Source organism: Citrobacter sp. Cc139 (assembly GCF_030334645.1).
In the GTDB taxonomy this organism is placed as follows: Bacteria; Pseudomonadota; Gammaproteobacteria; order Enterobacterales; family Enterobacteriaceae; genus Citrobacter; species Citrobacter werkmanii.
In genome coordinates this window covers 44,915-69,875 of record NZ_JAOWDM010000075.1, presented here as the reverse complement: position 1 = coordinate 69,875, position 24,961 = coordinate 44,915, and the positions used below count along the sequence as shown (strand labels likewise).

The following is a 24,961-nucleotide window of genomic DNA, read 5'->3' as shown; positions in this document are numbered from 1 at the left end:
GCGCAGCGCCATCGGGCAAATTCACATCTTACCTCTCGCAGCAATTAGTTCTTCTTCATCACTTTTCCGCTACAATTATCAACAATTTGAATCGATAAGAGGCGGTAATGCGTCAGACGAAAACCGGTATCCTGCTGGCAAACCTTGGCACCCCCGATGCCCCCACTCCTGAAGCTGTTAAACGCTACCTGCGCCAGTTTTTAAGCGATCAACGTGTAGTTGATACTTCCCGCCTGCTGTGGTGGCCGTTGCTGCGTGGGGTGATCCTGCCGCTGCGTGCGCCACGCGTGGCAAAGCTATATCAGTCAATCTGGATGGAAGAGGGTTCGCCGCTGATGGTCTACAGCAAGGCACAACAGCAGGCGCTGGCACAACGCCTGCCCAATACGCCTGTTGCGCTGGGCATGAGCTATGGTTCGCCTTCGCTTGAAAGCGCAGTCGACGAACTGCTGGCAAGTGGCGTAGAACACATTGTCGTGTTACCCCTGTACCCGCAATATTCCTGTTCGACGGTGGCGGCGGTGTGGGATGAACTCGCGCGCATCCTGGCGCGTAAACGCGGTATTCCCGGCGTCTCCTTTATTCGTGATTACGCCGATGACAGCGCTTATATTGACGCGCTGGCAAAAAGTGCTCGTGACTCCTTCGCCAAACACGGCGAACCCGATTTACTGCTGCTCTCTTACCATGGGATTCCACAACGTTACGCCGACGAAGGCGATGACTACCCGCAGCGCTGTCGCGATACGACGCGTGAGCTGGTCTCTGCGCTTGGCCTGCCGCCGGAAAAAGTGATGATGACCTTCCAGTCGCGTTTTGGTCGCGAACCGTGGCTGACGCCGTATACCGACGAAACGTTAAAAATGCTGGCGGAGAAAGGGACCCGACATATCCAGGTTATGTGTCCGGGCTTTGCGGCAGATTGCCTTGAAACGCTGGAAGAGATCGCGGTGCAAAACCGGGAGATTTTCCTCGAGGCTGGCGGCCAGCAGTATGAGTATATTCCGGCGCTGAACGCCACACCGGAACATATCGAAATGATGGTTAAACTGACCGCAGCCTATCGTTAAAGTTGTGCTTTGAAGTAACGCGCGCCCTCCCGCAAGGCATCGTCGGCGGTTTTCATCATCCGCGAGTAGTGCAGGAAGGCGTGCAGCGTGCCGGGGTACATTTTGTACTGGCAGGGCTGCTGATGTGCCTGTAGCGTCTGAAATAATAAGCGGCTGTCGTCAATCAACGGATCGAACTCCGCGCCGGCGATAAAACAGGGTGGCACGTCGCGCGTCAGGTCGTTATTGAATAAGCAATAATACGGTGACTCGCGATCGTCGGCGCTACGCAGGTACGCGTTTTCGTACATCTGCAGATCCTCCCGTGATAAACCATCCCACGCTCCGCCCATCAGCCGTCGGCTGGGCGAATCCTGCAGGCCGTAAAGTCCATACCACAGCAATATGCCAGCGACTTTGCCGCAGGCAATCTGTTTGTCCCGCAGCCACAACGCGCTGGCAAGCGCCAGCATCGCGCCAGCGGAATCACCGGCAAAACCAATATGATCCACATTCAAAGAATAGTCGCCCGCGTGTTGGTGATAATACTGACAGACGGCGACAATCTCCTCGATGGCTTGTGGGAAACGAGCCTCCGGCGAGAGAGAATAGTCGATGCCAATTACCGTGCACTGCGTGTAAAGCGCCAGTAAGCGCATAATGCGATCGTGAGTATCCAGATTACCAAGAATGAAACCGCCGCCGTGCAGATAATACAGCGTGGCCTGGCTATGGGGTTGCGGAGAATAAATTCGCGTGGCAACGGGGCCGCGCGCGGTAGAAATGACGCATTCTCGGGTATTCATCTGCGGGGCATCGGCATTCCACAATTGCCGTTCGTGGATATAGTGTTGGCGCTGGGCCACGATGTCATCGGCGGCGGGCCAGGGCGGCAGATCGTCGCGATGAAAATTCACCACGGTTTTCATTTCGTCTGAAATTCTGTCGAGTACGGGGATCTTATTTTCCGGCTTCATAAACGCTCCTTGTGAAGGTGATTTATTGTAGAAATCCCCCCCGTATAAACTGCGATCCCATCGTCCGATATTGAAACTCAGCGCCGCATCGCATGCGTACAGGGGAATGTGCTACCATGCACCGCTCAGCTAATCACCCGTAAAATCGACCATGAAATTTCCCGGTAAACGTAAATCCAAACACTATTTTCCTGTCAGCGCGCGCGATCCGTTGCTGCAACAGATTCAGCCTGAAAATGAAACCAGCGCAGCCTGGGTGGTGGGTATCGACCAGACGCTGGTAGATATTGAAGCCAAAGTTAATGATGACTTTGTAAAGCGTTATGGATTAAGCGCCGGGCACTCTCTGGTGATTACAGACGATGTCGCCGAAGCGCTCTACCAGGAACTGGTACGTGACAATTTGATCACTCATCAGTTTGCCGGTGGAACTATCGGTAACACGATGCACAACTACTCCGTGCTGGCAGATGACCGCTCGGTGCTGTTGGGCGTGATGTGCAGCAATATCGAGATTGGTAGCTACGCGTACCGTTATTTATGTAATACCTCCAGCCGTACCGATCTGAACTACCTGCAGGGCGTTAATGGACCGATTGGTCGCTGCTTTACGCTGATTGGCGAATCCGGTGAGCGCACGTTCGCTATCAGCCCCGGACATATGAATAAGCTGCGGGCGGATAGCATCCCTGAGGCGGTTATTGCCGGGGCCTCCGCGCTGGTGCTGACCTCCTATCTGGTGCGTTGCGAACCGGGCGAGCCGATGCCGGAAGCGACCATGAAGGCGATTGAATATGCCAAAAAACACAATGTGCCGGTGGTCCTGACGCTGGGTACCAAATTTGTTATTGCCGATAACCCACAGTGGTGGCAGGCATTCCTGAAAGAGCATGTCTCCATTCTGGCGATGAATGAAGAAGAGGCCGAAGCACTGACCGGCGAGAACGATCCGCTGCTGGCGTCCGACAAAGCGCTGGATTGGGTGGATCTGGTGCTGTGCACTGCGGGTCCGGCGGGTCTGTATATGGCGGGCTTTACGGAAGAAGAAGCCAAACGTAAAACCCAGCATCCGCTGCTGCCAGGGGCTATTGCCGAATTCAACCAGTATGAATTCAGCCGCGCCATGCGCCATAAAGATTGTACTAATCCGCTGCGCGTGTATTCGCACATCGCACCGTATATGGGCGGGCCTGAAAAGATCATGAATACCAACGGCGCTGGCGACGGCGCGCTGGCGGCATTGCTGCATGATATTACCGCCAACAGCTACCACCGCAGCAACGTGCCTAACTCCAGCAAGCACAAGTTCACCTGGCTGACCTATTCGTCGTTAGCCCAGGTATGTAAATATGCTAATCGCGTGAGTTATCAGGTGCTGAATCAACATTCACCACGCCTGACGCGCGGTTTGCCAGAACGTGAAGACAGTCTCGAAGAGTCGTACTGGGACCGCTGAGTTCTTGCCCGATGGCGCTGCGCTTATCGGGCCTACTCTGGTGTGGGAATACGTAGGCCGGATGGCGTAGCGCCATCCGGCACGTAATATTAACTGGCAGTAGCAACGTCGCCGGCAGGTGGCGTTTCAATCAGCTCCAGCATAGTGCGGGCGATTTCACGCTCGCCCATGACGACCTGATTGGCCCCGCGGTCGGTAATATATTCCACTTCATCGTCATAATGCGCGCGGGCGATAATCTCAATCGACGGGCACTTTTCGCGAGCGGAAGCGACGATTTCACCGGCTTCATAGCCGTTTGGAATTGTCAGCAGCAGCCAGCGCGCGCAATCCAGATGCGCCAGATTCATTATCTCTTCGTTGGCGGCATTTCCCAGCACCGCGCGGATCCCGCGCTCACGCAGTTCATCCACCCGCGTACGTGAGGTTTCGATAACCACCAGCGGAATCCCGGCAGCCATCAATTTTTCGCCCAGCAGACTCCCGACGCGGCCAAAGCCTACCAGCAGGGCGTGATTGCAGATATCCACCGGAATTTGTTTCTCTTCTTCGATGGCTTCTTCCAGCGTCTGCTCTTCCAGCGTTTCGGTTTTCGCGAGATATTTTTCTAACACCGCGAACAGTACCGGATTGAGCATAATCGACAGAATAGCTCCCGCCAGCACCAGGTTTTGCCCGGCCTGCGGTAACAGGTTTAGCGCCATACCCAGACCCGCCAGGATGAAGGCAAATTCACCAATCTGCGCCAGGCTGGTGGCAATGGTGAGCGCTGTACGTTGGGAGTGGCCAAACAGGCGCACGAGGAAATAGGCGGCAACGGATTTACCAAAGACGATAATCGCCAGCGTACCCAGTACCGCCAGCGGCTGCTGGATCAAGATTAACGGATCAAACAGCATACCAACGGATACAAAGAACAATACGGCGAACGCATCGCGCAACGGCAGGGTGTCATGAGCCGCACGGTGGCTCAGTTCGGATTCGTTCAGCACCATGCCAGCGAAGAACGCGCCCAGAGCAAAGGAGACATCGAACAATTCCACTGCGCCAAACGCGATACCTAACGCCAGGGCAAGGACTGACAGAGTAAACAGCTCTCGTGAACCGGTTGCGGCGCTACGCGCCATGATCCACGGTACCAGGCGACGGCCAACCAGCATCATAATGGCGATAAACGCCACCACTTTACCAATGGTAATGCCCATATCGACGGCCAGCGATGCAAAGCCGACATCTTCTTTTTCCAGCATTCCGGCGACGGCGGGCAGAAGAACCAGCGTCAGCACCATCATCAGATCTTCAACAATCAGCCAGCCTATAGCAATTTGCCCGCGCTGGCTGTCAATAAGCTGCCGTTCCTCAAGCGCACGCAGTAGCACTACGGTACTGGCGGTTGAAAGACACAGTCCAAAGACGATACCCACCATTAGCGACCAGCCCATCACCGCTGAAAGCGCCATACCCAGTAGCGTCGCCACAGCTATCTGGGCAATCGCGCCGGGAATGGCGATGGACTTTACCGCCATCAAATCCTTCAAGGAAAAGTGTAGCCCCACGCCGAACATCAGCAGAATTACGCCAAGCTCCGCCAGTTCAGGCGCGAGTTTGGTATCAGCAACAAAACCAGGTGTAAATGGACCGGCCAGAACGCCCGCTAACAGATATCCCACCAGAGGAGAAATACGTAGTTTATTGGCAATCATGCCTAATATAAAAGCGAGCACAAGGCCGCCGACAATGGTGGTGATAAGCGGGGTGGCGTGATGCATTCCGTCTCCTTTGGTTGCTGTGTTGATCCTGAAAACCTAAATTCCGAGTAATAGTTTATGACAATTTTAATGTTTATGTTTATGAATAATTATTGAATTTTGATGAAAACGGGATTTTAGACGTAAAAAAGCACGGATCGGAAAACTACAGGGGTATGCGGGGAGTAAAGGCTGATGGTCTCTGTAAGTGAAGACGGCCAAAGTTTACTTTTGGCCGTCAGAAAATCAGGCTTTATGTCGGTTATCAGGTAAGAATATGGTCAGTATCCCCAGAAGTGGCAGGAAAGCACATATTTTATAGACCAAATCAATACTGGTATGGTCAGCAATCAGCCCTAAAACCGCGGCTCCCAAGCCGCCCATGCCAAAGGCAAACCCGAAAAATAGCCCAGAAACCATGCCGATACGACCCGGAAGCAGCTCCTGCGCGTAGACCAGAATGGCAGAAAAGGCAGATGCGAGGATAAAACCAATGATCACGGTTAAAATCCCGGTCCATTCCAGCGTTGCATAGGGTAAAACGAGGGTAAATGGCGCTACGCCGAGGATAGAGCCCCAAATAACATATTTTCTGCCAATCTTATCACCTAACGGTCCACCAATTACGGTCCCGGCCGCAACGGCAAACAGGAAGGCAAACAGATGAAACTGGGCGTTTTGTACCGATAATCCGAATTTTTGCATCAGATAAAAGGTGTAATAGCTGCTGATGCTCGCCATATAGAAGTATTTGGAGAAAATCAGCACCAGCAGAATGCTAACCGCCAGTACCACTTTATTACGCGGTAATGGATTAACAACAGTGACTTTCGGTTTTCCTTTGCTCATCCGATGCTGCGCGGCATACCAACGGCTGATTTGCGCCAGAACCACAATCGCTAATAACGCGGCCAACACAAACCAGGCTACATTACCTTTACCATATGGCGCGATGATGACAGCCGCCAGCAAGGGCCCGAGAGAGCTACCGAAGTTGCCGCCAACCTGGAAAATTGACTGGGCGAGGCCATGACGACCGCCGGAAGCCATGCGCGCCACGCGGGATGACTCCGGGTGAAACACCGATGATCCCGTACCGACCAGCGCCGCGGCGAGTAATACCATATGGAAACTGCCTGCCATGGCCAGCAATACGAGCCCGCTTAGCGTGAAGCACATACCAATAGGCAGCGACCACGGCATCGGATATTTGTCCGTCCAGTAGCCGACAACCGGCTGAAGCAGCGAGGAGGCGAGCTGGAAGGTTAGCGTAATCATCCCGATCTGCATAAACGTCAGCGAGAACTCTGACTGCAAGAGCGGGTAAATCGCCAGGATCAGCGACTGGATCATATCGTTTAGCAGATGAGAGAGACTGATCGCCCCTAAAATGCCAAATGAGGTGCGTGCTTTAGCAACCGACGCTGACGCGCCAGCCACTGGCGGGGTTGGTTCACTTATTGCCATAGAAAGTCACTTCTGTTTGGGTTGCGATTATGAGGGTAATCTATTTTGTTATTATTACCTGCCTAACATACCTGCGGAAGGTGTTTGAAGGAAGTCTCATTTCTGAAAACATTTTCGACTATTATTTCATATCATTGTAATTTCAGTCGTTGATTTTGGCTCAGGGAGAGAAATATGAAGTTTTTAAAGCGGGGCGTGGCGCTGGCGTTATTCGCCGCATTTGCGCTGGCAGGTCAGCCTGCGCAGGCGTACGAAAAAGATAAAACCTACAAAATTACCATTCTGCATACCAACGATCATCACGGCCACTTCTGGCGCAGTGAATATGGTGAATACGGGCTGGCGGCGCAAAAAACGCTGGTGGATGGTATTCGTAAAGAGGTGGCGGAAGAAGGGGGAAGCCTGCTGCTGCTTTCCGGCGGCGATATTAACACCGGCGTACCGGAATCCGATCTTCAGGATGCGGAACCTGATTTTCGCGGCATGAACCTGATTGGCTATGACGCGATGGCGGTTGGCAATCACGAATTTGATAACCCGCTAACCGTGCTGCGCCAGCAGGAAAAATGGTCCAAATTCCCGTTTCTCTCGGCCAATATCTATCAGAAAAGCACCGGCGAGCGGTTGTTTAAGCCGTGGGCCATCTTTAAGCGTCAGGATTTAAAAATTGCCGTACTCGGTTTAACCACTGACGATACGGCGAAAATTGGTAACCCGGAGTTTTTCACCGATATCGAATTCCGTAAACCTGCCGATGAAGCCAAACTGGTCATCCAGGAACTCAATATGGGTGAAAAGCCAGACATCATTATTGCGACCACCCATATGGGGCATTATGACAACGGCAATCACGGCTCGAACGCCCCTGGGGACGTAGAGATGGCGCGTAGCCTGCCGGCGGGTTCGCTGGCAATGATTGTGGGTGGTCACTCACAGGATCCGGTGTGTATGGCCTCGGAAAACAAGAAGCAGGTTGATTACGTACCGGGCACGCCGTGCGCGCCAGATAAGCAAAATGGCATCTGGATTGTGCAAGCGCATGAGTGGGGGAAATACGTGGGCCGGGCGGATTTTGAGTTTCGTAACGGCGAAATGAAAATGGTGAACTACCAGCTTATCCCCGTCAACCTGAAGAAAAAAGTGACCTGGGATAACGGTAAAAGTGAGCGCGTACTCTACACCCCGGAAATTGCTGAGAATCAGCAAATGCTCTCGCTGCTGACGCCATTCCAGAATAAAGGTAAAGCGCAACTGGACGTGAAGATTGGTAGCGTCAATGCGCGCCTCGAAGGTGACCGTAGCAAAGTTCGTTTCGTACAGACCAATATGGGGCACCTGCTGTTGGCTGCGCAAATGGCGCGGACCAGCGCTGACTTTGGCGTGATGAGCGGTGGCGGTATTCGTGATTCCATTGAAGGCGGCGATATTACCTATAAGAGCGTGCTGAAGGTGCAGCCGTTCGGCAATATTGTGGTGTATGCCGACATGAGCGGGAAAGAGGTGATTGACTACCTGACCGCCGTGGCGCAAATGAAGCCGGACTCCGGGGCTTATCCGCAGTTTGCCAACGTCAGCTTCGTGGCGAAAGACGGTAAACTTAACGATCTGAAAATCAAAGGCGAACCGGTTGACCTGGCTAAAACTTATCGCATGGCAACGCTGAGCTTCAACGCCACCGGCGGCGATGGTTATCCGCGAATTGATAACAAGCCAGGCTATGTGAATACCGGGTTTATCGATGCGGAAGTGCTGAAAGAGTACGTGCAGAAAAACTCACCGCTGGATGCCAGTGCGTATGAGCCGAAGGGCGAGGTGAGCTGGCAGTAACAGGGCGGAATGCCGGATGGCGGTGCTGGCACCTTATCCGGCCTACAGGTCAGTGCGGTTTGTAGGCCTTAAAGCTGCGGCCATCAGGCCTACATTCTACAATCGCTTAATCCCGGCGGGCGATGTCGGCGAATTTCGCATCCAGAATTTTCGCCAGATCGCCGGCAGCGAGTTCGATATCCAGCCCGCGTTTGCCACCGGAGACATAAATGGTGTCAAACGTTTGGGCTGGGGCGTCGATGAGTGTCGGCAATCTTTTTTTCTGTCCCAGCGGGCTGATACCGCCTACCAGATACCCCGTTGTTCGCTGCGCAACCATTGGATCGGCCATATCGACCTTTTTGGCCCCTAACGCTTTGGCGACTTTTTTAAGATCCAATTGACCCGCCACTGGCGTGACGGCAACGGCCAGATGCTTCATATCGCCATTTACGGCAACCAGCAGCGTTTTGTAAACCTGGTCTGCATTCAGACCTAACTTGCGTACTACTTCGTCACCAAAGTTTGTTTCGGACGGATCGTGATCGTAGGTGTGGATCTGGAAAGAAATTTTGTTTTTTTCGAGTAATTTAACGGCGGGTGTCATAGCAATTTTTCCTGGCCCAGACAAAATACGAGACAAGCATACGCCTGATGGTGGTCTAAAAAATAGTACCATCTTGCGCAATAGTATTGGCAGGATGATGACTTTGAGCGACAATCGACCTACACCGATGCTTTAAGCACCGGGATCATAATAATGATGAAATTCCTCTTTGACGGGCCAATAGAAATATTGGCCATTTTTTTTACCGTAACATCTCCGGCAAATTACCTTCTCCGTACAGATGCAGTGCGCCTACGGCCACCACATAATGGCCGGCTGGCATCGCCCTGAGTCGATCGCGCCAGGCGACATTGCGCTGATGCATCAATACGTCATATAACGACTGGCTGAAAGTATTAGGAAGCGTCAATTCGCTATCGCGCGGCGGCGTTTTAAGCCACCAGCCCATCATTTGTTGCAACAACCTGGCGTTGGTATGCCAGTGCGTCAGGGTATCATCCAGAAGAGCCTGGCCATTATCGGGTAACTGGCATAGCAGCTCGATTTGACTGGATGAACCTTCCAGCTCGATCACCGGTTTGTGAGCCTGTTTTGCCGCTTTCAGCAGTTGGTAATCAATCCCGTATTCCGCCCGCAACCCCAACTGTTGTGCCTGCGTCGCCTGTAATACCATGGCTATTTGCCATAAAGGTTGTGTCGATAACAGGGAAGGGGAAATGCCCAATTCACTGGTGACTTTACGCAGATTATCTAATTGTTCTTCACTGATGCGTTCTTCCAGGGCGGCAAAGGTCGGAAGATTAGCAAATGGCGCGTCATCGCCGGAAACATCGGCTTCGACAATCAGCGCATCAGCACGATTGAGCTTTTTGAGTAATTTGGCAGGCAGAGGCGCCATATCACGGCTACCCATGTGAATACTGCCAATCAGATGAAAATGGCGGTTGCCGGGTAAAGAGATATCAATGGCGGGCCAGGTATAGTGGTTGCCGCGCAGTGCAGACCATAATGTTTTTACCCGGTATAACAAATCCATACGACCTCCCTAAGTGGACTTCCATGCTAGCGCGTGGTCCGGGAAGGTGCAACGCGTGAATTGCCGGATAGCGCGGTTGATAGCGCCATCCGGCAAAGGCTTACTCTTTCGGTTTGAAGCGTAGCAGACGGTTAGCGTTGCTTACCACGGTAATGGAGGAGAGCGCCATCGCTGCGCCGGCAACCACCGGGTTGAGCAGCGTTCCGGTGAACGGCCACAGGATCCCGGCAGCAACGGGGATACCGATGCTATTATAGATAAACGCGCCGAGCAGATTCTGCTTCATGTTGCGCAGCGTTGCCCGTGAGATAGACAGCGCATCCGCAACGCCCATCAGGCTATGACGCATCAGCGTAATCGCGGCGGTTTCAATCGCCACATCGCTGCCGCCACCCATGGCAATCCCTACATCGGCCTGCGCCAGCGCAGGCGCATCGTTGATACCGTCACCGACCATGGCAACCTGACGTCCCTGGCTTTGCAGACGCTTAATCGCCTCGGCTTTGCCGTCCGGCAGAACGCCCGCAATCACCTCATCAATACCTGCCTCTTTGGCAATGGCGTTGGCGGTCGTTGGGTTATCACCGGTGAGCATCACCAGACGATACCCGGCGCGATGCAGACGCTGGAGCGCCGCCACGCTGTCGCTACGCAGTGGATCGCGCACCGCTAAAAGCGCCGCCGCTTTACCGTCAATCGCCAGCAGTACCGGCGTTGTCCCTTGGGAGGCTTGAGCGGTAATCTCAGCTTCCATTTCAGTGGTATCTACCTGCTGTTCATTGAGCAGCGCCTGGTTTCCCAGCAGCAGCATGTGACCTTCCGTTTCGCCACTGACGCCCAAACCGCGTAGCGTACGGAACCCGTTGACCTGCGGCAACGTGACATCACCGGCTTTGTCCAGAATCGCCCTGGCCAGCGGGTGACTGGAACCCTGTTCAAGGGCCGCAGCCAGGCGAATCGCCAGCGCTTCATCGGTATTGCCAAACGTTTTGATGGCGACAACCTGTGGCTTACCTTCAGTCAGCGTCCCGGTTTTATCAAACACAATGGTATCGAGCGTACTGGCGCGCTGCAGCGCATCGGCATCGCGTACCAGTACCCCAAACTCAGCGGCGCGCCCAACACCGGAAATAATCGACATTGGCGTCGCCAGGCCCAGTGCACAAGGGCAGGCAATAATCAGAACGGTGGTGGCAATCACCAGCGTATAGACAATTTGTGGCGCCGGTCCGAAGAAATACCAGATAGCTGCGCTAACCAGCGCAATAACGACCACCACAGGAACGAATACCGAGGAGATGCGGTCAGCCAGTTTGCCAATCTCCGGTTTACTGCTTTGCGCCTGGCGCACCATGCGAATAATGCGCGACAGCGTGGTATGGCTGCCTACGGCGCTGGCGCGGAATAGCACGCTGCCGTCCTGTACGACCGTACCGGCGTGGACGCTATCGCCTTCGCCTTTTTGTTGCGGGATCGGCTCCCCGGTCAGCATGGCTTCATCCAGCCAGGCTTCGCCCTGAGTGATTTCGCCATCGACCGGAACCCGGTCGCCGGTGGTCAGGCGCAGCAACATTCCCGCCTGAACGTCAGCCAGCGGCACACTCTTTTCACCTTCATCGGTGACGACGCGTGCGGTTGGCGGTGTCAGATCGAGCAGTTTTTCCAGCGCTTTGGAGGAGCGTTGGCGAGCCCGCGCTTCCAGCATATGTCCGAGGTTAATCAGACCGATAATCATCGCACTGGCTTCATAATAAAGGTGTCGCGCTTCCATCGGAAACCACTGCGGCCAGAGGTTGACGCTCATGGAATAGAGCCATGCCACCCCCGTACCCAGCGCCACCAGCGTATCCATGGTCGCGGTGCCATTCATCAGGCTTTTCCACGCATTGCGGTAAAAGTGACCGCCAGCGAAAACCATCACGGCAAGCGTTGCCAGACCAATCGCCAGCCACAGGCTGCGGTTGTCGTCACTCACCATCATGTTATCGCCAATCATTCCCCACACCATGACCGGTATACCCAGCAGCAGCGCGACGGCTGCCTGCCAGCGAAAACGTTTCATGGTCGCAACTGCGGTTTCCTGCTGGCGCTCGCGGCGCTTCGCGTCATCTTCTATAGCTTCAGCGCCGTAGCCCGCTTTTTCCACCGCCTGCACTAAATCTGCGGCGGACGCACTGCCCATTACCAGCGCAGTACGTTCCGCCAGGTTTACCCGTGCCTGGGTGACGCCGGGTACGCTTTGCAGAGCATTTTGTACGCGGGTCACACAACTGGCGCAGCTCATGCCGTTTAACAGCAACTGTTGGCTGTCATCATCAGCCGTAGCTGCCGGAAGCTCGGAAGGGACCGCTGCCAGTGCTTCCGACGGGATTGATGACTCCGTCAGCGGTTTAGCCTTTGGGTGGCTTAACTCCGCGCCGTAACCGGCTTGTTTGATGGTTTCAATCAGCGCTTGTGCACTGGCGCTCCCGGTGATGTGCGCTTCAGTCACAGTGACATCCGCTTGCTCAACGTCCGGGCGTTGCTCCAGACTCTCTTTAACGCGTTTTACGCAGTGACCGCAGGACAGGCCGTCCAGGGTTAGATCGATTGTTTGAGACATAACTAATTTCCTCTATGAATGGTCGGTTACTTATTGACCTTGGCAATCGTTTTGACTAACTGTTATAAAGGTTAAACCTTCCATCAAGGGGAAGGTCAAGGGAGAAGAGATGAATATATCCGATGTTGCTAAAAAAACCGGTTTAACCAGCAAAGCGATACGCTTTTATGAAGAAAAAGGGTTAGTGACGCCGCCGCTGCGTAGCGAAAATGGCTATCGCACATACAACCAACAGCATCTGAATGAACTGACGCTGCTGCGCCAGGCGCGGCAGGTTGGTTTTAACCTGGAAGAGTGCGGCGAGCTGGTAAACCTGTTTAACGATCCGGCGCGTCACAGCGCGGACGTAAAAAAACGCACATTAGAAAAAGTCGCGGACATCGAGCGGCATATCAGCGAGCTACAGGCCATGCGCCTGCATTTACTGGCGCTGGCGGAGAGTTGCCCTGGTGATGACAGCGCCGAATGCCCGATCATGGATAATCTTTCTGGCTGCTGTCATCACAAAGCGAAGGTTTAACGGCGAGGGGGATTAAGCATAAACACCACCGTACCGCGGTACCACGGGGATTTCTCCAGCTGCGCTTCAGCCTGCAGATCCCGGCTACCGTTTTGCACCAGTCCCAGCTTAAATGGAATGCGCAGGCGGCTGAGCGCGGGCAGATACGCCTGGTAATTCGGCACCGTGCGCCGTCCCTGATAGCTCTGCACTACCAGTTCATCAACCGCCAGCGCGTTCAATGTGGCGACGTCGCCCGTTTTGGCCCAATCCAGTAGTCCGGTCACGCCAAGCGCAAACTCGGCCGGTAGCTGTTGGCGTAGCTGCTGTAGAAAACGGGCGTAATCGGTTAGCTGGTGGGTCGCCGCGTCAAAATCAACCTGCAGGCCGATGACGTGATTACCAGCGTTCTGCCAGCGTTGCATCAGCCGTATGATACGGGCAGGAATCACCTCCGGTACGTCGAGCGTGGTAAAGCGGACCGTCAGCCAGATTGAGGGAAAAGTCAGTCGACTGACCGGCAGTCCCAGGCGCTGGAAAACCACGTTACCCGACCGAACCAGCACCTCACCCTGATGCAGATAGACCGTTTGCGCGTTTTTCAGCTCGTCACTGGCTTTCACTCCGGACCACAGCCAGAAGGCCGGATGGTCACGCGCGGCGACGATATCCGCCGCCTGTGCCTGGCCCACCAGTAGCGCGGTTACCAGTAATATTTGAGTTTTTGCGCCCACGGGCTTCCCGGATACTGCGTTTTCAGTTGGGTGAACCAGCCCTTACGCTGCAGTTTATCCACGTCTTCACCGCCACATTCGTTAGAGCCAGATGGCGCATAGCACATGATGGCGCGATACAGTGCGAAGCTCTTATCTTCGACTTCCGCGGTGGGTGAGGTGATTATCTGCTGATAGTAGCTTTGCCTGTCGAACTGGCCAAACGGCTCCTTACGAGAAATTGCGGCTTCAAGCACATCGTTGCCGGTGCTGTTTTTCCACAGATCAACATGCGTTTGCGTGGTACGGAAAAATTCACCTAAACAGTTCAGCGCGTGGGCATCATCCGCTTTTTTGCTCAGGACCGTTACCGTTTCATTGAGGCTGCGGCAGGTGTAACCGGCCTGAGCCGCATCGCCGTTCCAGTCAAAAGTGCTCAGGTTGACGTCGTTAAACGCCTCGTCAATGACCGGCGGCGTGATGTCGCTGACAAGCTTTTTATCGTTTAACCAGTCGCCAAAACGATTCTCGGTAAGATCCCGTACCAGCAGCGTATGCAGGGCGATGGTACGCTCTTCGTTATTGGGCCCATGGACGGCCTGCTGGCGCAGTTGTTCCAGTGTGGCCTGCGTTTTCAGCACCTGCGAGCGAAAGCGCAGGTTGGTCACCGCGCTTTCCGGGGCGAAGATTGCCGCTACGTCACCGCTATAAACCAGCGTGGCGGCGAGCTTAGCCTGTACATACTGCCGCTGTTCGTTGTCCTGGCTGAGAGTCAGCAACTGCGGCCAGAAATCACGCGCCGCGGCCCAATTCTTCTGGCCCATCAGCGCTTCGCCGTACAGCACCTGCTCGCTGAAGGCCAGCGTATCGCGCGGTGCCAGTTTTTGCGCTGGCGCGACCGCCTGGATAATCGCCGCATAGTTGCCCGTCGCCAGCCACAGATTCAGTTGCAGATCGCGCCACAGCGGCAGTTTTTGGCTCTGTTCAAACACCGGCTTGCTGGCGTCGAGTTGCGCCTGGGTCAGCGTGGGTTTGTTATCGCTATTCAGACGCAGCGCGCGTAACAGTTCGATGTAGCTGACTCGCGGCGCATCGGGGAAGGCTTCCAGCACGGATTGCTCGTAGAACACCATGCCGTAGACATTATCGTATTCGATGACGATTTTACGCAGCTGCTGCGCGTCAGCCGCCTGCTGGAGCGTCTGCTCATACAACCCGGCCAGTTGCGGCCACGCCTGTAAATACCAGTTAATACGACGCAGCATACCGCGCGTGGAATCGGCGTATTGCCCCTGCGGAAAGCGTTGCAAATAGGCTTGCGCCAGCGTCTGAGCCTGAGAGGCGTCCTCGCGGTTAATTTTAGCGATATCAAAATCGCCATATTCGCCCACGCTGTTCTGACTGCTCTTGTTCAACGCCGTACGCATCAGCATGTATTGCGCGGTCTCCGCCAGCCACGGGCGATCGCTTTTAGCGAGCTGAGTGAAATCCCGTTCGGCGCTGGCATAATCACCCGCATAGAAACTGGCGGCTGCCGCGAGGTAACTTTTGTAGTGTTGAGCCGGCGAATCCGTCGGGAGAGTGGCGAGAGATGACTCAATCTGTTCGCGGGTCGCGTCGGAGAACAGCCCCATACGCGCTTGCGCTAAGGCCTGGCGTTGCTCTGCTGTTAACGCGGCATCGGCCAGCAGTGCGGCAAAATACTGGCTGACGCTCTCGGTATTATTCGAAACATGACGGTTCTCATGCTCAGCGTCGTTGAGGTTGGCTTCATCCGCATTAATGTTCAGCTCGGCCATCTGTCGGGAGAGGGGGCTATCTTCAGCGGATGCCGGGGCAGAGGCTGGCTGCGGGGCTGTTTCATCCCACTGCGGGTGATACGCAAAATAGAAATCGCGGGAGCGGGTGATATCTTCAGGCATCGACTGCACGGGCAGAGCAAAAGCTTTTTCCTGGCTCAGCAGTCGCAGCAGGTTGTCGCGGCTGTCGTTTTCCGGGTTAAAGGTCGGCGTTCCTTTCAGCAGGCAGCTGTCGTCGCTCCATTTGCAGTCTTCCATATCGAAGGAGGCGAATGCCTGAGGCGCGCCAGCCAGCAAAGAACAAAGGGCAACGGCGAGAGGCGTCTTCCTGATCATAGTCTGAATTCCTGTCTATTTTAGTGTGGTACCGCTTTGATAATCAGGGTAATTCCCTCAACGGCAATGACTTCAACCTGCGTTCCCGCGCTCAAATCGTCGCGGGCGCTGACGGGCCACGAACTGTCGCCGACGCGCATATGTCCGCGACCATTGACCAGGGCGCTTTCCAGAATAAATCGACGGCCAACCAACTGCTGACCGCGCTGGTTAAGATGGCTGTCGGTTGGTTTCTGCTCTTTCACGCGTTTTGCCAGCCACTTCCACCACAGCCAGGCCGCCAGCAGCGTGAGTACAGCAAACATCGCTCCCTGCCACGCCCAGTCGAGCGGGACGAGCCAAACTACCAGTCCGGTTAGCACCGCTGCCACGCCGCTCCATAGCAAATAACCGTTGCCGCCCAGCATCTCGGCGGCGAGCAACAGACCGCCGAGGCTAAGCCAGAAGATGTGCGGATGTACCAGAATCATCGCTATCATGATTTTTTCCGCTCGCTAGCGCTGTCCTTAACCAGTTCCGCGATCCAGGCAATGGAACCCATCAGGCTGCTGGCATCCAGCGGCATCATCACCACTTTGCTGTTATTCGACGAACCGATATGCTGCAACGCTTCGGTATATTTCTGCGCCACGAAGTAGTTCACGGCCTGGATATCCCCGGCGGCAATGGCTTCAGAAACCATCTGCGTTGCGCGGGCTTCTGCTTCCGCGGAACGTTCACGCGCTTCAGCCTGTAAAAACGCGGACTGACGTTCACCTTCCGCTATCAGGATTTTTGACTGCTTCTCACCCTCCGCCTTGACGATTTCCGCCTGGCGGATACCTTCGGCTTCCAGAATGTAGGCGCGCTTGGTACGTTCGGCTTTCATCTGCGCGTTCATGGCGTCAATCAGTTCCGCCGGTGGGCGCACGTCACGAATCTCAATACGGGTGATTTTGATGCCCCAGGGATTGGTGGCCTCATCAACAATATGCAGCAGGCGAGTGTTGATGTTGTCACGCTGGGAGAGCATTTCATCAAGCTCCATCGAGCCGAGAACGGTACGAATGTTGGTCATGGTCAGGTTGATGATTGCCAGTTCGAGGTTACTGACTTCATATGCCGCTTTCGGCGCGTCGATCACCTGAATAAAGCACACAGCATCAATCGAGACGTTGGCGTTATCTTTGGAGATGACTTCCTGAGAGGGGATATCAAGCACCTGCTCCATCATGTTGATCTTACGACCAATACGATCCATGAACGGCACAACAAGGCTTAACCCAGGTTGCAGAGTTTTGGTATAACGTCCGAAACGCTCCACCGTCCACTGGTATCCCTGTGGGACGATTTTGACGCCTGCGCCGACGATGACCAGCGCGACAAAAATAAGAATAGGAATAAAAATGAGCATTGATGAAACCTCCTGTTGTGCTGTCCTTTACTGCTTCATTAGTCAAATTATACCCGATTAATCAAGGTGGCTCCCCTATAATAAATTACAGGAATATACCCTTCATACTTCAAGCTGCATGTGCGTTAGCTACGTTATTCGGCCCATCCTTGGGCCTCGCCCCTGCGGGGCCGCTGTAAGCAGCGTTCAAATCTGCTCCCGGCAGATTTGTCGTTCACTCCAGTCACAGAGTTAGCTATGCTCCTGGAGATTAATGAGGGACATCCATGTCCCTCACCGAAGGCCAGCCTTTGGCTGTTCAAATTCGTTCCTGACGAATTTGTCATTCACTTGCCGCCTTCATGCAACTCGAATTATTTTGGGTATAGACTGTCTGCACGAAAGAGGAAAAAAGGATCGATAATGGAAGAAAGCAGCATTTTGCTTCAGTTGAAAAATGTCGCATGGCAGGCAGGGGCGACGCAGGTTCTCAATAACATCTGTTTTAATCTCGATGCCGGAGAATTTAAGCTGATTACCGGCCAGTCCGGCTGCGGTAAAAGTACGTTACTGAAGATAGTGGCGTCGTTAATTAGCCCGAGTTCCGGTGAAATCCTTTTTGAGGGCAAGGAGATATCAACGCTAAAGCCTGAAGCTTATCGCCAGCAGGTCTCTTATTGCGCGCAAACGCCCGCTTTGTTTGGTGACACCGTCTACGACAACCTCATTTTTCCCTGGCAAATTCGCGATAAACGCCCGGAAACGGATGTGTTTCTTGAAGACCTGGCCCGTTTTGAGTTGCCCGAGAGTATCCTCAAAAAAGGGATCAATGAACTGTCTGGCGGGGAAAAACAGCGCGTCTCGTTAATTCGTAATTTGCAGTTTCTGCCTAAAATCCTGCTGCTTGATGAAATCACCAGCGCGCTGGATGAGTCCAACAAACGTAACGTGAATGAATTAATTCACCACTATGTTCGCGACAAGAAAATTGCCGTGCTGTGGGTGACGCACGATAAAGATGAGATTAATCACGCGGATAATGTCATAACTCTTCAACCGCACGCCGGAGAAATGCAGGAAGTCAGCAATGAACGAGCATAATATTACCAATGAATCACTGGCGTTAGCGATGATGCTGGTGGTGGTCGCCATACTGATCAGTAACAAAGAAAAGCTGGCGCTGGAAAAAGATATTCTCTGGAGCGTTTGCCGGGCGGTGGTTCAGCTTATTATCGTCGGCTATGTGCTGAAATATATTTTCGGCGTCAATCACAGCATTCTGACCTTATTAATGGTGCTGTTTATCTGTTTTAACGCCGCCTATAACGCGCAAAAACGCAGTAAATATATTGATAACGCTTTTCTCTCGTCGTTTATTGCCATTACGGTTGGGGCGGGGTTGACGCTGTCGGTACTGGTGTTGTCCGGCTCTATCGAGTTCACGCCGATGCAGGTGATCCCAATTTCCGGGATGATTGCAGGCAATGCGATGGTAGCGGTGGGGCTGTGTTACAACAATCTGGGGCAGAGGTTTAACAGTGAACAGCAGCAAATCCAGGAAAAGCTCAGCCTCGGCGCGACGCCGAAGGTTGCTTCCGCGCCGCTGATTCGCGACAGCATTCGCGCCTCGCTGATCCCGACGATCGATTCCGCCAAAACCGTGGGGTTGGTGAGTTTACCGGGGATGATGTCTGGGTTGATTTTTGCCGGTATTGACCCGGTAAAAGCGATTAAGTATCAGATTATGGTGACGTTTATGCTGCTTTCGACCGCCAGCCTGTCAACCATTATTGCCTGCTACCTGACCTATCGGAAGTTCTATAATTCACGCCACCAATTAGTCGTAACGCATTTGAAGAAGACGTGATGTGATGCCGGAGGGCGCGGTATTTGTCGAATTTCCAGGCCCGATAGGCGCAAGCGCCATCGGGCAAAATCAAACGGATTAGTACAGCAGCGCGTACAACTGGCGGCGGTATTTCGAGGCCAGCGCATCGCCGGTTCCCAGCGCGGCAAGGATCTCCTGGAAGGTCTTACGCGCCTGACCGTCGGCAGCGGTAAGATCTTTCTTCAGGTGGCTGAACAGCAATTCCAGCGATTCTTCGTTACGTCCGACCTGATGGAGTTGAATGGCCAATTGCGTGGCCAGCGCGGCATCCTGCGGGTTGCTGGCAACCTGTTGCTGCAACTGTTGGATTTCCGGCGTATCCGCCGCCTGCTTCAGCAGTTCAATCTGTGCCATCAGTCCCTGATAACGGGTATCCTGATCTTGTAACGGAATCGTTTTCAGCACCGCTTCGGCATCGTCAGAACGATTGAGGGCGATTTGCGTTTCCGCCAGCAGCAGGCCGATTTCGCTGCTCTGGTTGGAGATTTGCCAGGCTTCTTTCAGCAGCGGCAGCGCATCCGCGTGATTACCGGCTTCGATAAACTCGATAGCCTGGCGTGCTTTCAGCTCTTCTTCGCTCGGCAGCACTTTCTCCAGCAGCGCGCGAATAACCTCTTCTGGCTGCGGACCCTGGAAGCCATCTACCGGCTGACCGTTCTGGAACAGATAAACCGTTGGGATCGCGCGCAGTCCAAACTGGGAGGCGATCATCTGTTCCGCGTCGCAGTCGAGCTTAGCGAGAATAAACTGACCATTATACTGGGCGGCAAGGCTCTCCAGCACCGGCGTTAATTGCAGGCAATGCTGGCTGCGCTCAGACCAAAAATAGAACAGGACCGGCGTGGTCATCGACTGTTCAAGGGTCTGCTGCAGGTTCGATTCATTAATATTAACAATATTCTGTGTGGACATGGAGTTACTCTCTTTTGTCGATTTCTTGTTACATGGGGGCTGACGCGCGAGCTTCAACTCAACCCTGTAAAATTTTGTCCATTATGCGGCCTGGCAGCAGGCGTTTAAGCAGCATAACGGCCCAGGTCACCAGCGTAACCGGATAACGTAGCTTCGGTTTGTCGCTTTCGAACGCGTGACGCACTTTGGCGACAACCGCTTGTGGTCCCAGCGTAAACCGCGCGGCAATGCCGGGATTTTCCACGGGGGCATCGCTTTGTGTCTGGTTGACGTTTTCGGTAAAACGGGTGCGGATGGGGCCCGGTTCAATCAGGCTGACCTTAATCCCACTGTGACGCAGCTCCATACGCAGCGCGTCGGACCAGGCTTCCAGCGCATATTTACTGGCGGCATAGGCGCCACGTCCCGGTGTGGAGATCAATCCCATTACCGAGGAGGTCATCACGATGCGTCCTTCGCCGTGAGGTAGCATGGCGGGCAACAGGCGCATGGTAAGCTGATGCGCGCCAAAGAAGTTGGCGGAAAACTGCTGCTCCATCTGCTCGCGGCTAATCGTGGGCAGTGGGCCGTAGACGCCGTATCCGGCGTTGTTAAAGATCCCATATAAACGATTATCGGTCAGGGCGATCACCTCATCGGCGGCGCGATCCACGCTTTCGGGTGAATCCAGATCCAGCAATACGCCGGTGAATCCCATGCTGTTCATACGCGCGACATCGTCAGGTTTGCGGCAGCCGGCCAGAATTTGAAAACCCTGGCGCTTTAGCTCAAGTGCGCTTTCCAGGCCGATTCCGCTGGAACATCCTGTTATTAAGACCGATTTTTGCATAACTTTACCTGTCAGGATCTCCGTTGAATTACGAGTCGTGATTAACTAGAGGAGTGAGATGTTGCGCCATCCAGTCGGCAATAAACGGCTGGGCGTCACGATTAGGGTGAATACCATCATCCTGCATCCACTGGGGTTTCAGATAAACCTCTTCCATAAAAAAGGGCAGCAGAGGGATATCAAACTCTTTGGCGAGCTTTGGATAAATCGCGCTAAAGGTTTCATTATAACGGCGACCGTAGTTTGCCGGCAGACGAATTTGCATCAATAGCGGTTCGGCATTTGCCGCTTTCACGTCCTGCAGGATCGTGCGCAGGGTTTGCTCGGTTTGCGCAGGCGCAAAGCCGCGCAGGCCATCGTTGCCGCCAAGTTCGACCAGTACCCAACGCGGCTGGTGCTGCTTGAGTAATGCAGGCAGACGGGCCAGGCCCTGCTGCGAGGTGTCGCCGCTAATGCTGGCATTCACCACCGGCGTTTTGGTTTGCCATTTATCATTAAGTAGCGCAGGCCATGCGGCGCTGGCGGACATACGGTATCCGGCGCTCAGGCTGTCACCCAGAATTAATAACGTGTCCGCAGCGGCGGCGCGGAAAGTTAACAGGACCAGGAACAGGAAAGGCCAATGCCAGCGGAAAACATTGTTGAAGTTCATCATCTTAAGAAATCCGTCGGTCAGGGTGATCATGAGCTATCCATCCTTACCGGAGTTGAACTGGTTGTCAAACGCGCCGAGACCATTGCGCTGATTGGCGAGTCGGGATCGGGGAAATCCACGCTGCTGGCGATCCTCGCCGGGCTGGACGATGGTTCCAGCGGTGAAGTGAGTCTGGTGGGGCAGGCGCTACATACCATGGATGAAGAAGCCCGGGCACAGCTGCGGGCAAAACATGTGGGATTCGTTTTCCAGTCATTCATGTTAATCCCGACCCTGAACGCACTGGAAAACGTCGAACTGCCCGCGCTGTTGCGTGGTGAAAACAGCGGAAAAAGCCGCGACGGGGCAAAAACGCTGCTCGAGCAACTTGGGCTGGGAAAACGTCTGGATCATCTTCCGGCCCAGCTTTCCGGCGGGGAGCAGCAGCGCGTGGCGCTGGCACGGGCCTTTAACGGGCGTCCGGATGTGCTGTTTGCCGATGAGCCGACGGGCAACCTCGATCGCCAGACCGGAGACAAAATTGCCGACCTGTTGTTTTCTCTGAACCGGGAACACGGCACCACCCTGATTCTGGTGACGCATGACCCGCAGCTGGCGGCGCGTTGCGACAGGCGCTTACGTCTGGTGAATGGACAGTTGCAGGAGGAGGCATGATTGCCCGTTGGTTCTGGCGCGAATGGCGCTCGCCTTCATTACTGATTGTCTGGCTGGCGCTGAGCCTGGCGGTAGCCTGCGTACTGGCGCTGGGCAACATCAGCGACCGTATGGAAAAAGGGCTGAGCCAGCAAAGCCGCGAGTTTATGGCGGGAGATCGCGCGCTGCAAAGTTCACGTACCGTGCCGAAAGCGTGGATTGACGAGGCGCGGCAGCGGGGGTTGAAAGTCGGCGAGCAGCTGACTTTCGCGACCATGACTTTTGCCCGTGACACGCCGCAGTTGGCGAACGTCAAAGCGGTGGATGATGTGTATCCGATGTACGGCACGTTGCAGACCAATCCGCCGGGGCTGAAACCGCAGCCGGGTTCGGTGCTGCTGGCCCCACGCCTGATGGCGCTGCTCAATCTAAAAATCGGTGATTCCATTGACGTCGGAGACGCCACGCTGCGCATCGCCGGCGAGGTGGTGCAGGAGCCAGATTCCGGTTTTAATCCGTTCCAGATAGCGCCGCGCCTGATGATGAGCATGGCGGATGTCGAAAAAACGGCGGCGGTCCAGCCGGGAAGCCGCGTGACATGGCGCTATAAATTTGGCGGAACGCCGCAGCAACTGGACGCGTACGAAAAATGGCTGTTGCCGCAGCTAAAGCCTGAACAGCGCTGGTACGGGCTGGAGCAGGATGAAGGCGCGCTGGGGAAATCACTTGAACGTTCACAACAGTTTCTGCTGCTGTCGGCGCTGTTAACGCTGCTGCTGGCGGTCGCTGCGGTTGCTGTGGCGATGAGCCATTATTGCCGCAGCCGTTACGATCTGGTGGCTATACTGAAAACCCTCGGCGCGGGCAGAGCGCAACTGCGTAGGCTGATTGTTGGTCAATGGTTGATGGTGCTGGCGTTGTCTGGCGTGACCGGTGGGCTTTTCGGGCTGTTATTTGAGCACGCGCTGGTGGTGTTACTCAGGCCGGTCCTGCCCGGCGATCTGCCGCCCGCCAGCCCCTGGCCGTGGCTGTGGGCCTTAGGCACCATGACGGTAATTTCGCTGTTGGTAGGGTTGCGTCCTTATCGGCTACTGCTGGCGACGCAGCCGCTACGTGTGTTACGCCGTGACGTGGTGGCAAACGTCTGGCCGCTGAAGTTTTATTTGCCGGTGGTATTGGTTGTTGTGGTCGTCCTGCTCGCTGGACTGATGGGGGGAAGCCTGCTGTTATGGGCTGTGCTGGCCGGTGCGGTAGTACTGGCGCTGGTGTGCGGCGTGCTCGGTTGGATGCTGCTTAACGTGCTGCGTGGTCTGACGCTCACCTCGCTGCCGTTGCGTTTAGCGGTCAGTCGACTGTTGCGCCAGCCGTGGTCAACGCTCAGTCAACTGTCGGCATTTTCACTTTCCTTTATGCTGCTGGCGCTGCTGCTGGTGCTGCGCGGCGATCTGCTCGATCGCTGGCAGCAGCAAATGCCGCCGGAAAGTCCAAATTATTTCTTGATTAACATTGCCAGTGAGCAGGTTGTACCGCTGAAGTCATTCCTGTCGGAACATCAGGTGATCCCGGAATCGTTCTATCCCATTGTACGTGCGCGTCTGACAGCCATTAATGATAAGCCGACCGAAGGAAATCAGGATGAGGCGCTTAACCGTGAACTTAATCTGACCTGGCAGGATACCCGCCCGGATCATAACCCGATAACTGCCGGAAGTTGGCCGCCGAAAGCGGGGGAAGTGTCGATGGAAGAAGGGCTGGCGAAGCGGCTAAACGTGAAGCTCGGCGATCGGGTGACCTTTATGGGCGATACCCAGGATTTCAGCGCCACGGTCAGCAGCCTGCGTAAAGTGGACTGGGAAAGCCTGCGGCCTAACTTCTTCTTTATTTTCCCTTCCGGGGCGCTGGACGATCAGCCCCAGAGCTGGTTAACCAGCTTTCGTTGGGAGAACGGCAATGGCATGTTGACGCAGCTTAACCGCGAATTCCCGACCATCAGCCTGCTGGATATTGGCGCCATCCTCAAACAGGTGGGCCAGGTGCTGGAGCAGGTAAGTAGAGCGCTGGAAGTGATGGTGGTGCTGGTTACCGCCTGCGGCATGTTGTTGCTGTTGGCGCAGGTTCAGGTGGGGATGCGTCAACGTCATCAGGAACTGGTGGTCTGGCGCACGCTGGGAGCAGGCAAGAAATTGCTGCGTACTACGCTGTGGTGCGAGTTCGCTATGCTCGGGATGGTCGCCGGGCTGGTGGCGGCCATCGGTGCGGAAACCGCGCTGGCTGTATTGCAAACCCGCGTATTTGACTTCCCGTGGGAGCCAGACTGGCGGCTGTGGGTTGTGTTGCCGCTTTGTGGTGCATTACTCCTCTCTTTATGCGGCGGATGGCTCGGTTCACGACTGCTTAAAGGTAAAGCGCTGTTCCGTCAGTTCAGTAATTAATTCCTGCCAGTGATGATTACGCACCGGTTCTTTAAATCGGTGCGTTTTTTTATCTATGTAGCACAAATTGATAACCCCTTGATATTTAACAGCACAGAACAATAAAAACCCAACAACACGAGTGTATTAATAAACGTTAATATTTGTATGCTTAATAATTGGCAGGCTATCTATCAAGGTACAA

21 protein-coding genes are annotated in these 24,961 nt (G+C 54.5%); 8 read left to right on the top strand and 13 right to left on the bottom strand.

Translation table 11 applies throughout. The features are described from left to right. The first annotated feature begins 107 nt into the window (after positions 1 to 107). The gene (gene hemH, locus OGV69_RS08590; protein ID WP_038638369.1) at positions 108 to 1,070 is read left to right on the top strand and encodes a ferrochelatase; all 963 of its coding nucleotides are present in this window, start codon (positions 108 to 110) and stop codon (positions 1,068 to 1,070) included. Here hemH and aes read toward each other — a convergent pair. Then, the gene (gene aes / locus OGV69_RS08585) at positions 1,067 to 2,026 is read right to left on the bottom strand and encodes an acetyl esterase (protein WP_069323974.1); all 960 of its coding nucleotides are present in this window, start codon (positions 2,024 to 2,026) and stop codon (positions 1,067 to 1,069) included. The genes hemH and aes overlap by 4 nt on opposite strands. A 151-nt stretch (positions 2,027 to 2,177) precedes the next feature. On the opposite strand from aes, the gene gsk reads away from it, so the two are divergent. After that, on the top strand, positions 2,178 to 3,482 hold the full coding sequence (gene gsk, locus OGV69_RS08580; RefSeq protein ID WP_038638375.1) for an inosine/guanosine kinase: 1,305 nt from the start codon (positions 2,178 to 2,180) through the stop codon (positions 3,480 to 3,482). A gap of 89 nt (positions 3,483 to 3,571) precedes the next feature. On the opposite strand, the gene ybaL is transcribed toward gsk, so the two are convergent. Together ybaL and OGV69_RS08570 are read right to left on the bottom strand one after the other, a co-directional pair. Then, the gene (gene ybaL / locus OGV69_RS08575) at positions 3,572 to 5,251 is read right to left on the bottom strand and encodes a YbaL family putative K(+) efflux transporter (protein WP_042310032.1); all 1,680 of its coding nucleotides are present in this window, start codon (positions 5,249 to 5,251) and stop codon (positions 3,572 to 3,574) included. Between the two features lie 225 nt (positions 5,252 to 5,476). Then, entirely contained in the window at positions 5,477 to 6,697 is a 1,221-nt protein-coding gene (locus OGV69_RS08570; protein ID WP_038638381.1) for an MFS transporter, read from the bottom strand. Positions 6,698 to 6,871: 174 nt separating this feature from the next. Between OGV69_RS08570 and ushA the strand changes: the two genes are divergently transcribed. Beyond that, positions 6,872 to 8,524, top strand: coding sequence for a bifunctional UDP-sugar hydrolase/5'-nucleotidase UshA (gene ushA, locus OGV69_RS08565; protein ID WP_069323975.1), 1,653 nt, complete (start codon positions 6,872 to 6,874; stop codon positions 8,522 to 8,524). A 106-nt stretch (positions 8,525 to 8,630) separates the two neighbouring features. On the opposite strand, the gene ybaK is transcribed toward ushA, so the two are convergent. The 3 genes from ybaK to copA all read right to left on the bottom strand — a co-directional run bounded on the left by ybaK (position 8,631) and on the right by copA (position 12,709). Beyond that, the gene (ybaK, locus tag OGV69_RS08560) at positions 8,631 to 9,110 is read right to left on the bottom strand and encodes a Cys-tRNA(Pro)/Cys-tRNA(Cys) deacylase YbaK (protein WP_003831056.1); all 480 of its coding nucleotides are present in this window, start codon (positions 9,108 to 9,110) and stop codon (positions 8,631 to 8,633) included. A gap of 202 nt (positions 9,111 to 9,312) precedes the next feature. Beyond that, positions 9,313 to 10,107, bottom strand: a complete 795-nt coding sequence (locus OGV69_RS08555) for a TraB/GumN family protein (RefSeq protein ID WP_069323976.1) — start codon at positions 10,105 to 10,107, stop codon at positions 9,313 to 9,315. A gap of 100 nt (positions 10,108 to 10,207) precedes the next feature. Beyond that, positions 10,208 to 12,709, bottom strand: coding sequence for a copper-exporting P-type ATPase CopA (copA, locus tag OGV69_RS08550; RefSeq protein WP_069323977.1), 2,502 nt, complete (start codon positions 12,707 to 12,709; stop codon positions 10,208 to 10,210). A gap of 109 nt (positions 12,710 to 12,818) precedes the next feature. Between copA and cueR the strand changes: the two genes are divergently transcribed. After that, positions 12,819 to 13,229, top strand: coding sequence for a Cu(I)-responsive transcriptional regulator (cueR, locus tag OGV69_RS08545; RefSeq protein WP_069323978.1), 411 nt, complete (start codon positions 12,819 to 12,821; stop codon positions 13,227 to 13,229). On the opposite strand, the gene OGV69_RS08540 is transcribed toward cueR, so the two are convergent. Genes OGV69_RS08540 through OGV69_RS08525 form a run of 4 tightly spaced genes read right to left on the bottom strand, consistent with a single transcriptional unit; the run spans position 13,226 to position 17,449 of the window. Next, positions 13,226 to 13,942 carry a DUF3142 domain-containing protein gene (locus OGV69_RS08540; protein ID WP_069323979.1) on the bottom strand — a complete coding sequence of 239 codons (717 nt, stop codon included), beginning with the start codon at positions 13,940 to 13,942 and terminating at the stop codon, positions 13,226 to 13,228. The two genes, cueR and OGV69_RS08540, sit on opposite strands and share 4 nt — an antisense overlap. Then, on the bottom strand, positions 13,912 to 16,056 hold the full coding sequence (locus OGV69_RS08535) for a PA5441 family protein (RefSeq protein ID WP_204563274.1): 2,145 nt from the start codon (positions 16,054 to 16,056) through the stop codon (positions 13,912 to 13,914). Before OGV69_RS08535 ends, OGV69_RS08540 begins: the two co-directional genes overlap by 31 nt. 20 nt (positions 16,057 to 16,076) lie before the next feature. After that, the gene (locus OGV69_RS08530) at positions 16,077 to 16,535 is read right to left on the bottom strand and encodes an NfeD family protein (RefSeq protein WP_069323981.1); all 459 of its coding nucleotides are present in this window, start codon (positions 16,533 to 16,535) and stop codon (positions 16,077 to 16,079) included. Then, positions 16,532 to 17,449 (bottom strand): SPFH domain-containing protein, encoded by a 918-nt coding sequence (locus tag OGV69_RS08525; protein ID WP_286469230.1) that lies wholly within the window; start codon positions 17,447 to 17,449, stop codon positions 16,532 to 16,534. The genes OGV69_RS08530 and OGV69_RS08525 overlap by 4 nt, the downstream gene beginning before the upstream one ends. 402 nt (positions 17,450 to 17,851) lie before the next feature. Between OGV69_RS08525 and fetA the strand changes: the two genes are divergently transcribed. Continuing rightward, positions 17,852 to 18,529, top strand: a complete 678-nt coding sequence (gene fetA / locus OGV69_RS08520) for an iron efflux ABC transporter ATP-binding subunit FetA (protein ID WP_038638402.1) — start codon at positions 17,852 to 17,854, stop codon at positions 18,527 to 18,529. Next, positions 18,516 to 19,295 (top strand): iron efflux ABC transporter permease subunit FetB, encoded by a 780-nt coding sequence (fetB, locus tag OGV69_RS08515; RefSeq protein ID WP_038638405.1) that lies wholly within the window; start codon positions 18,516 to 18,518, stop codon positions 19,293 to 19,295. Before fetA ends, fetB begins: the two co-directional genes overlap by 14 nt. A gap of 78 nt (positions 19,296 to 19,373) precedes the next feature. Here the strand turns inward: fetB and OGV69_RS08510 are convergent, their stop codons facing one another. Genes OGV69_RS08510 through tesA form a run of 3 tightly spaced genes read right to left on the bottom strand, consistent with a single transcriptional unit; the run spans position 19,374 to position 21,709 of the window. After that, entirely contained in the window at positions 19,374 to 20,228 is an 855-nt protein-coding gene (locus tag OGV69_RS08510) for a co-chaperone YbbN (protein WP_069323982.1), read from the bottom strand. Positions 20,229 to 20,286: 58 nt separating this feature from the next. Then, positions 20,287 to 21,057: an SDR family oxidoreductase gene (locus OGV69_RS08505; RefSeq protein ID WP_069323983.1), complete on the bottom strand. Its 771-nt coding sequence runs from the start codon at positions 21,055 to 21,057 to the stop codon at positions 20,287 to 20,289. Positions 21,058 to 21,085: 28 nt separating this feature from the next. Then, entirely contained in the window at positions 21,086 to 21,709 is a 624-nt protein-coding gene (gene tesA / locus OGV69_RS08500; protein WP_032932667.1) for a multifunctional acyl-CoA thioesterase I/protease I/lysophospholipase L1, read from the bottom strand. On the opposite strand from tesA, the gene ybbA reads away from it, so the two are divergent. Then, the gene (gene ybbA / locus OGV69_RS08495; RefSeq protein WP_038638411.1) at positions 21,680 to 22,366 is read left to right on the top strand and encodes a putative ABC transporter ATP-binding protein YbbA; all 687 of its coding nucleotides are present in this window, start codon (positions 21,680 to 21,682) and stop codon (positions 22,364 to 22,366) included. The genes tesA and ybbA overlap by 30 nt on opposite strands. Beyond that, entirely contained in the window at positions 22,363 to 24,777 is a 2,415-nt protein-coding gene (gene ybbP, locus OGV69_RS08490) for a putative ABC transporter permease subunit YbbP (RefSeq protein WP_069323984.1), read from the top strand. The genes ybbA and ybbP overlap by 4 nt, the downstream gene beginning before the upstream one ends. Positions 24,778 to 24,961 lie beyond the last annotated feature (184 nt).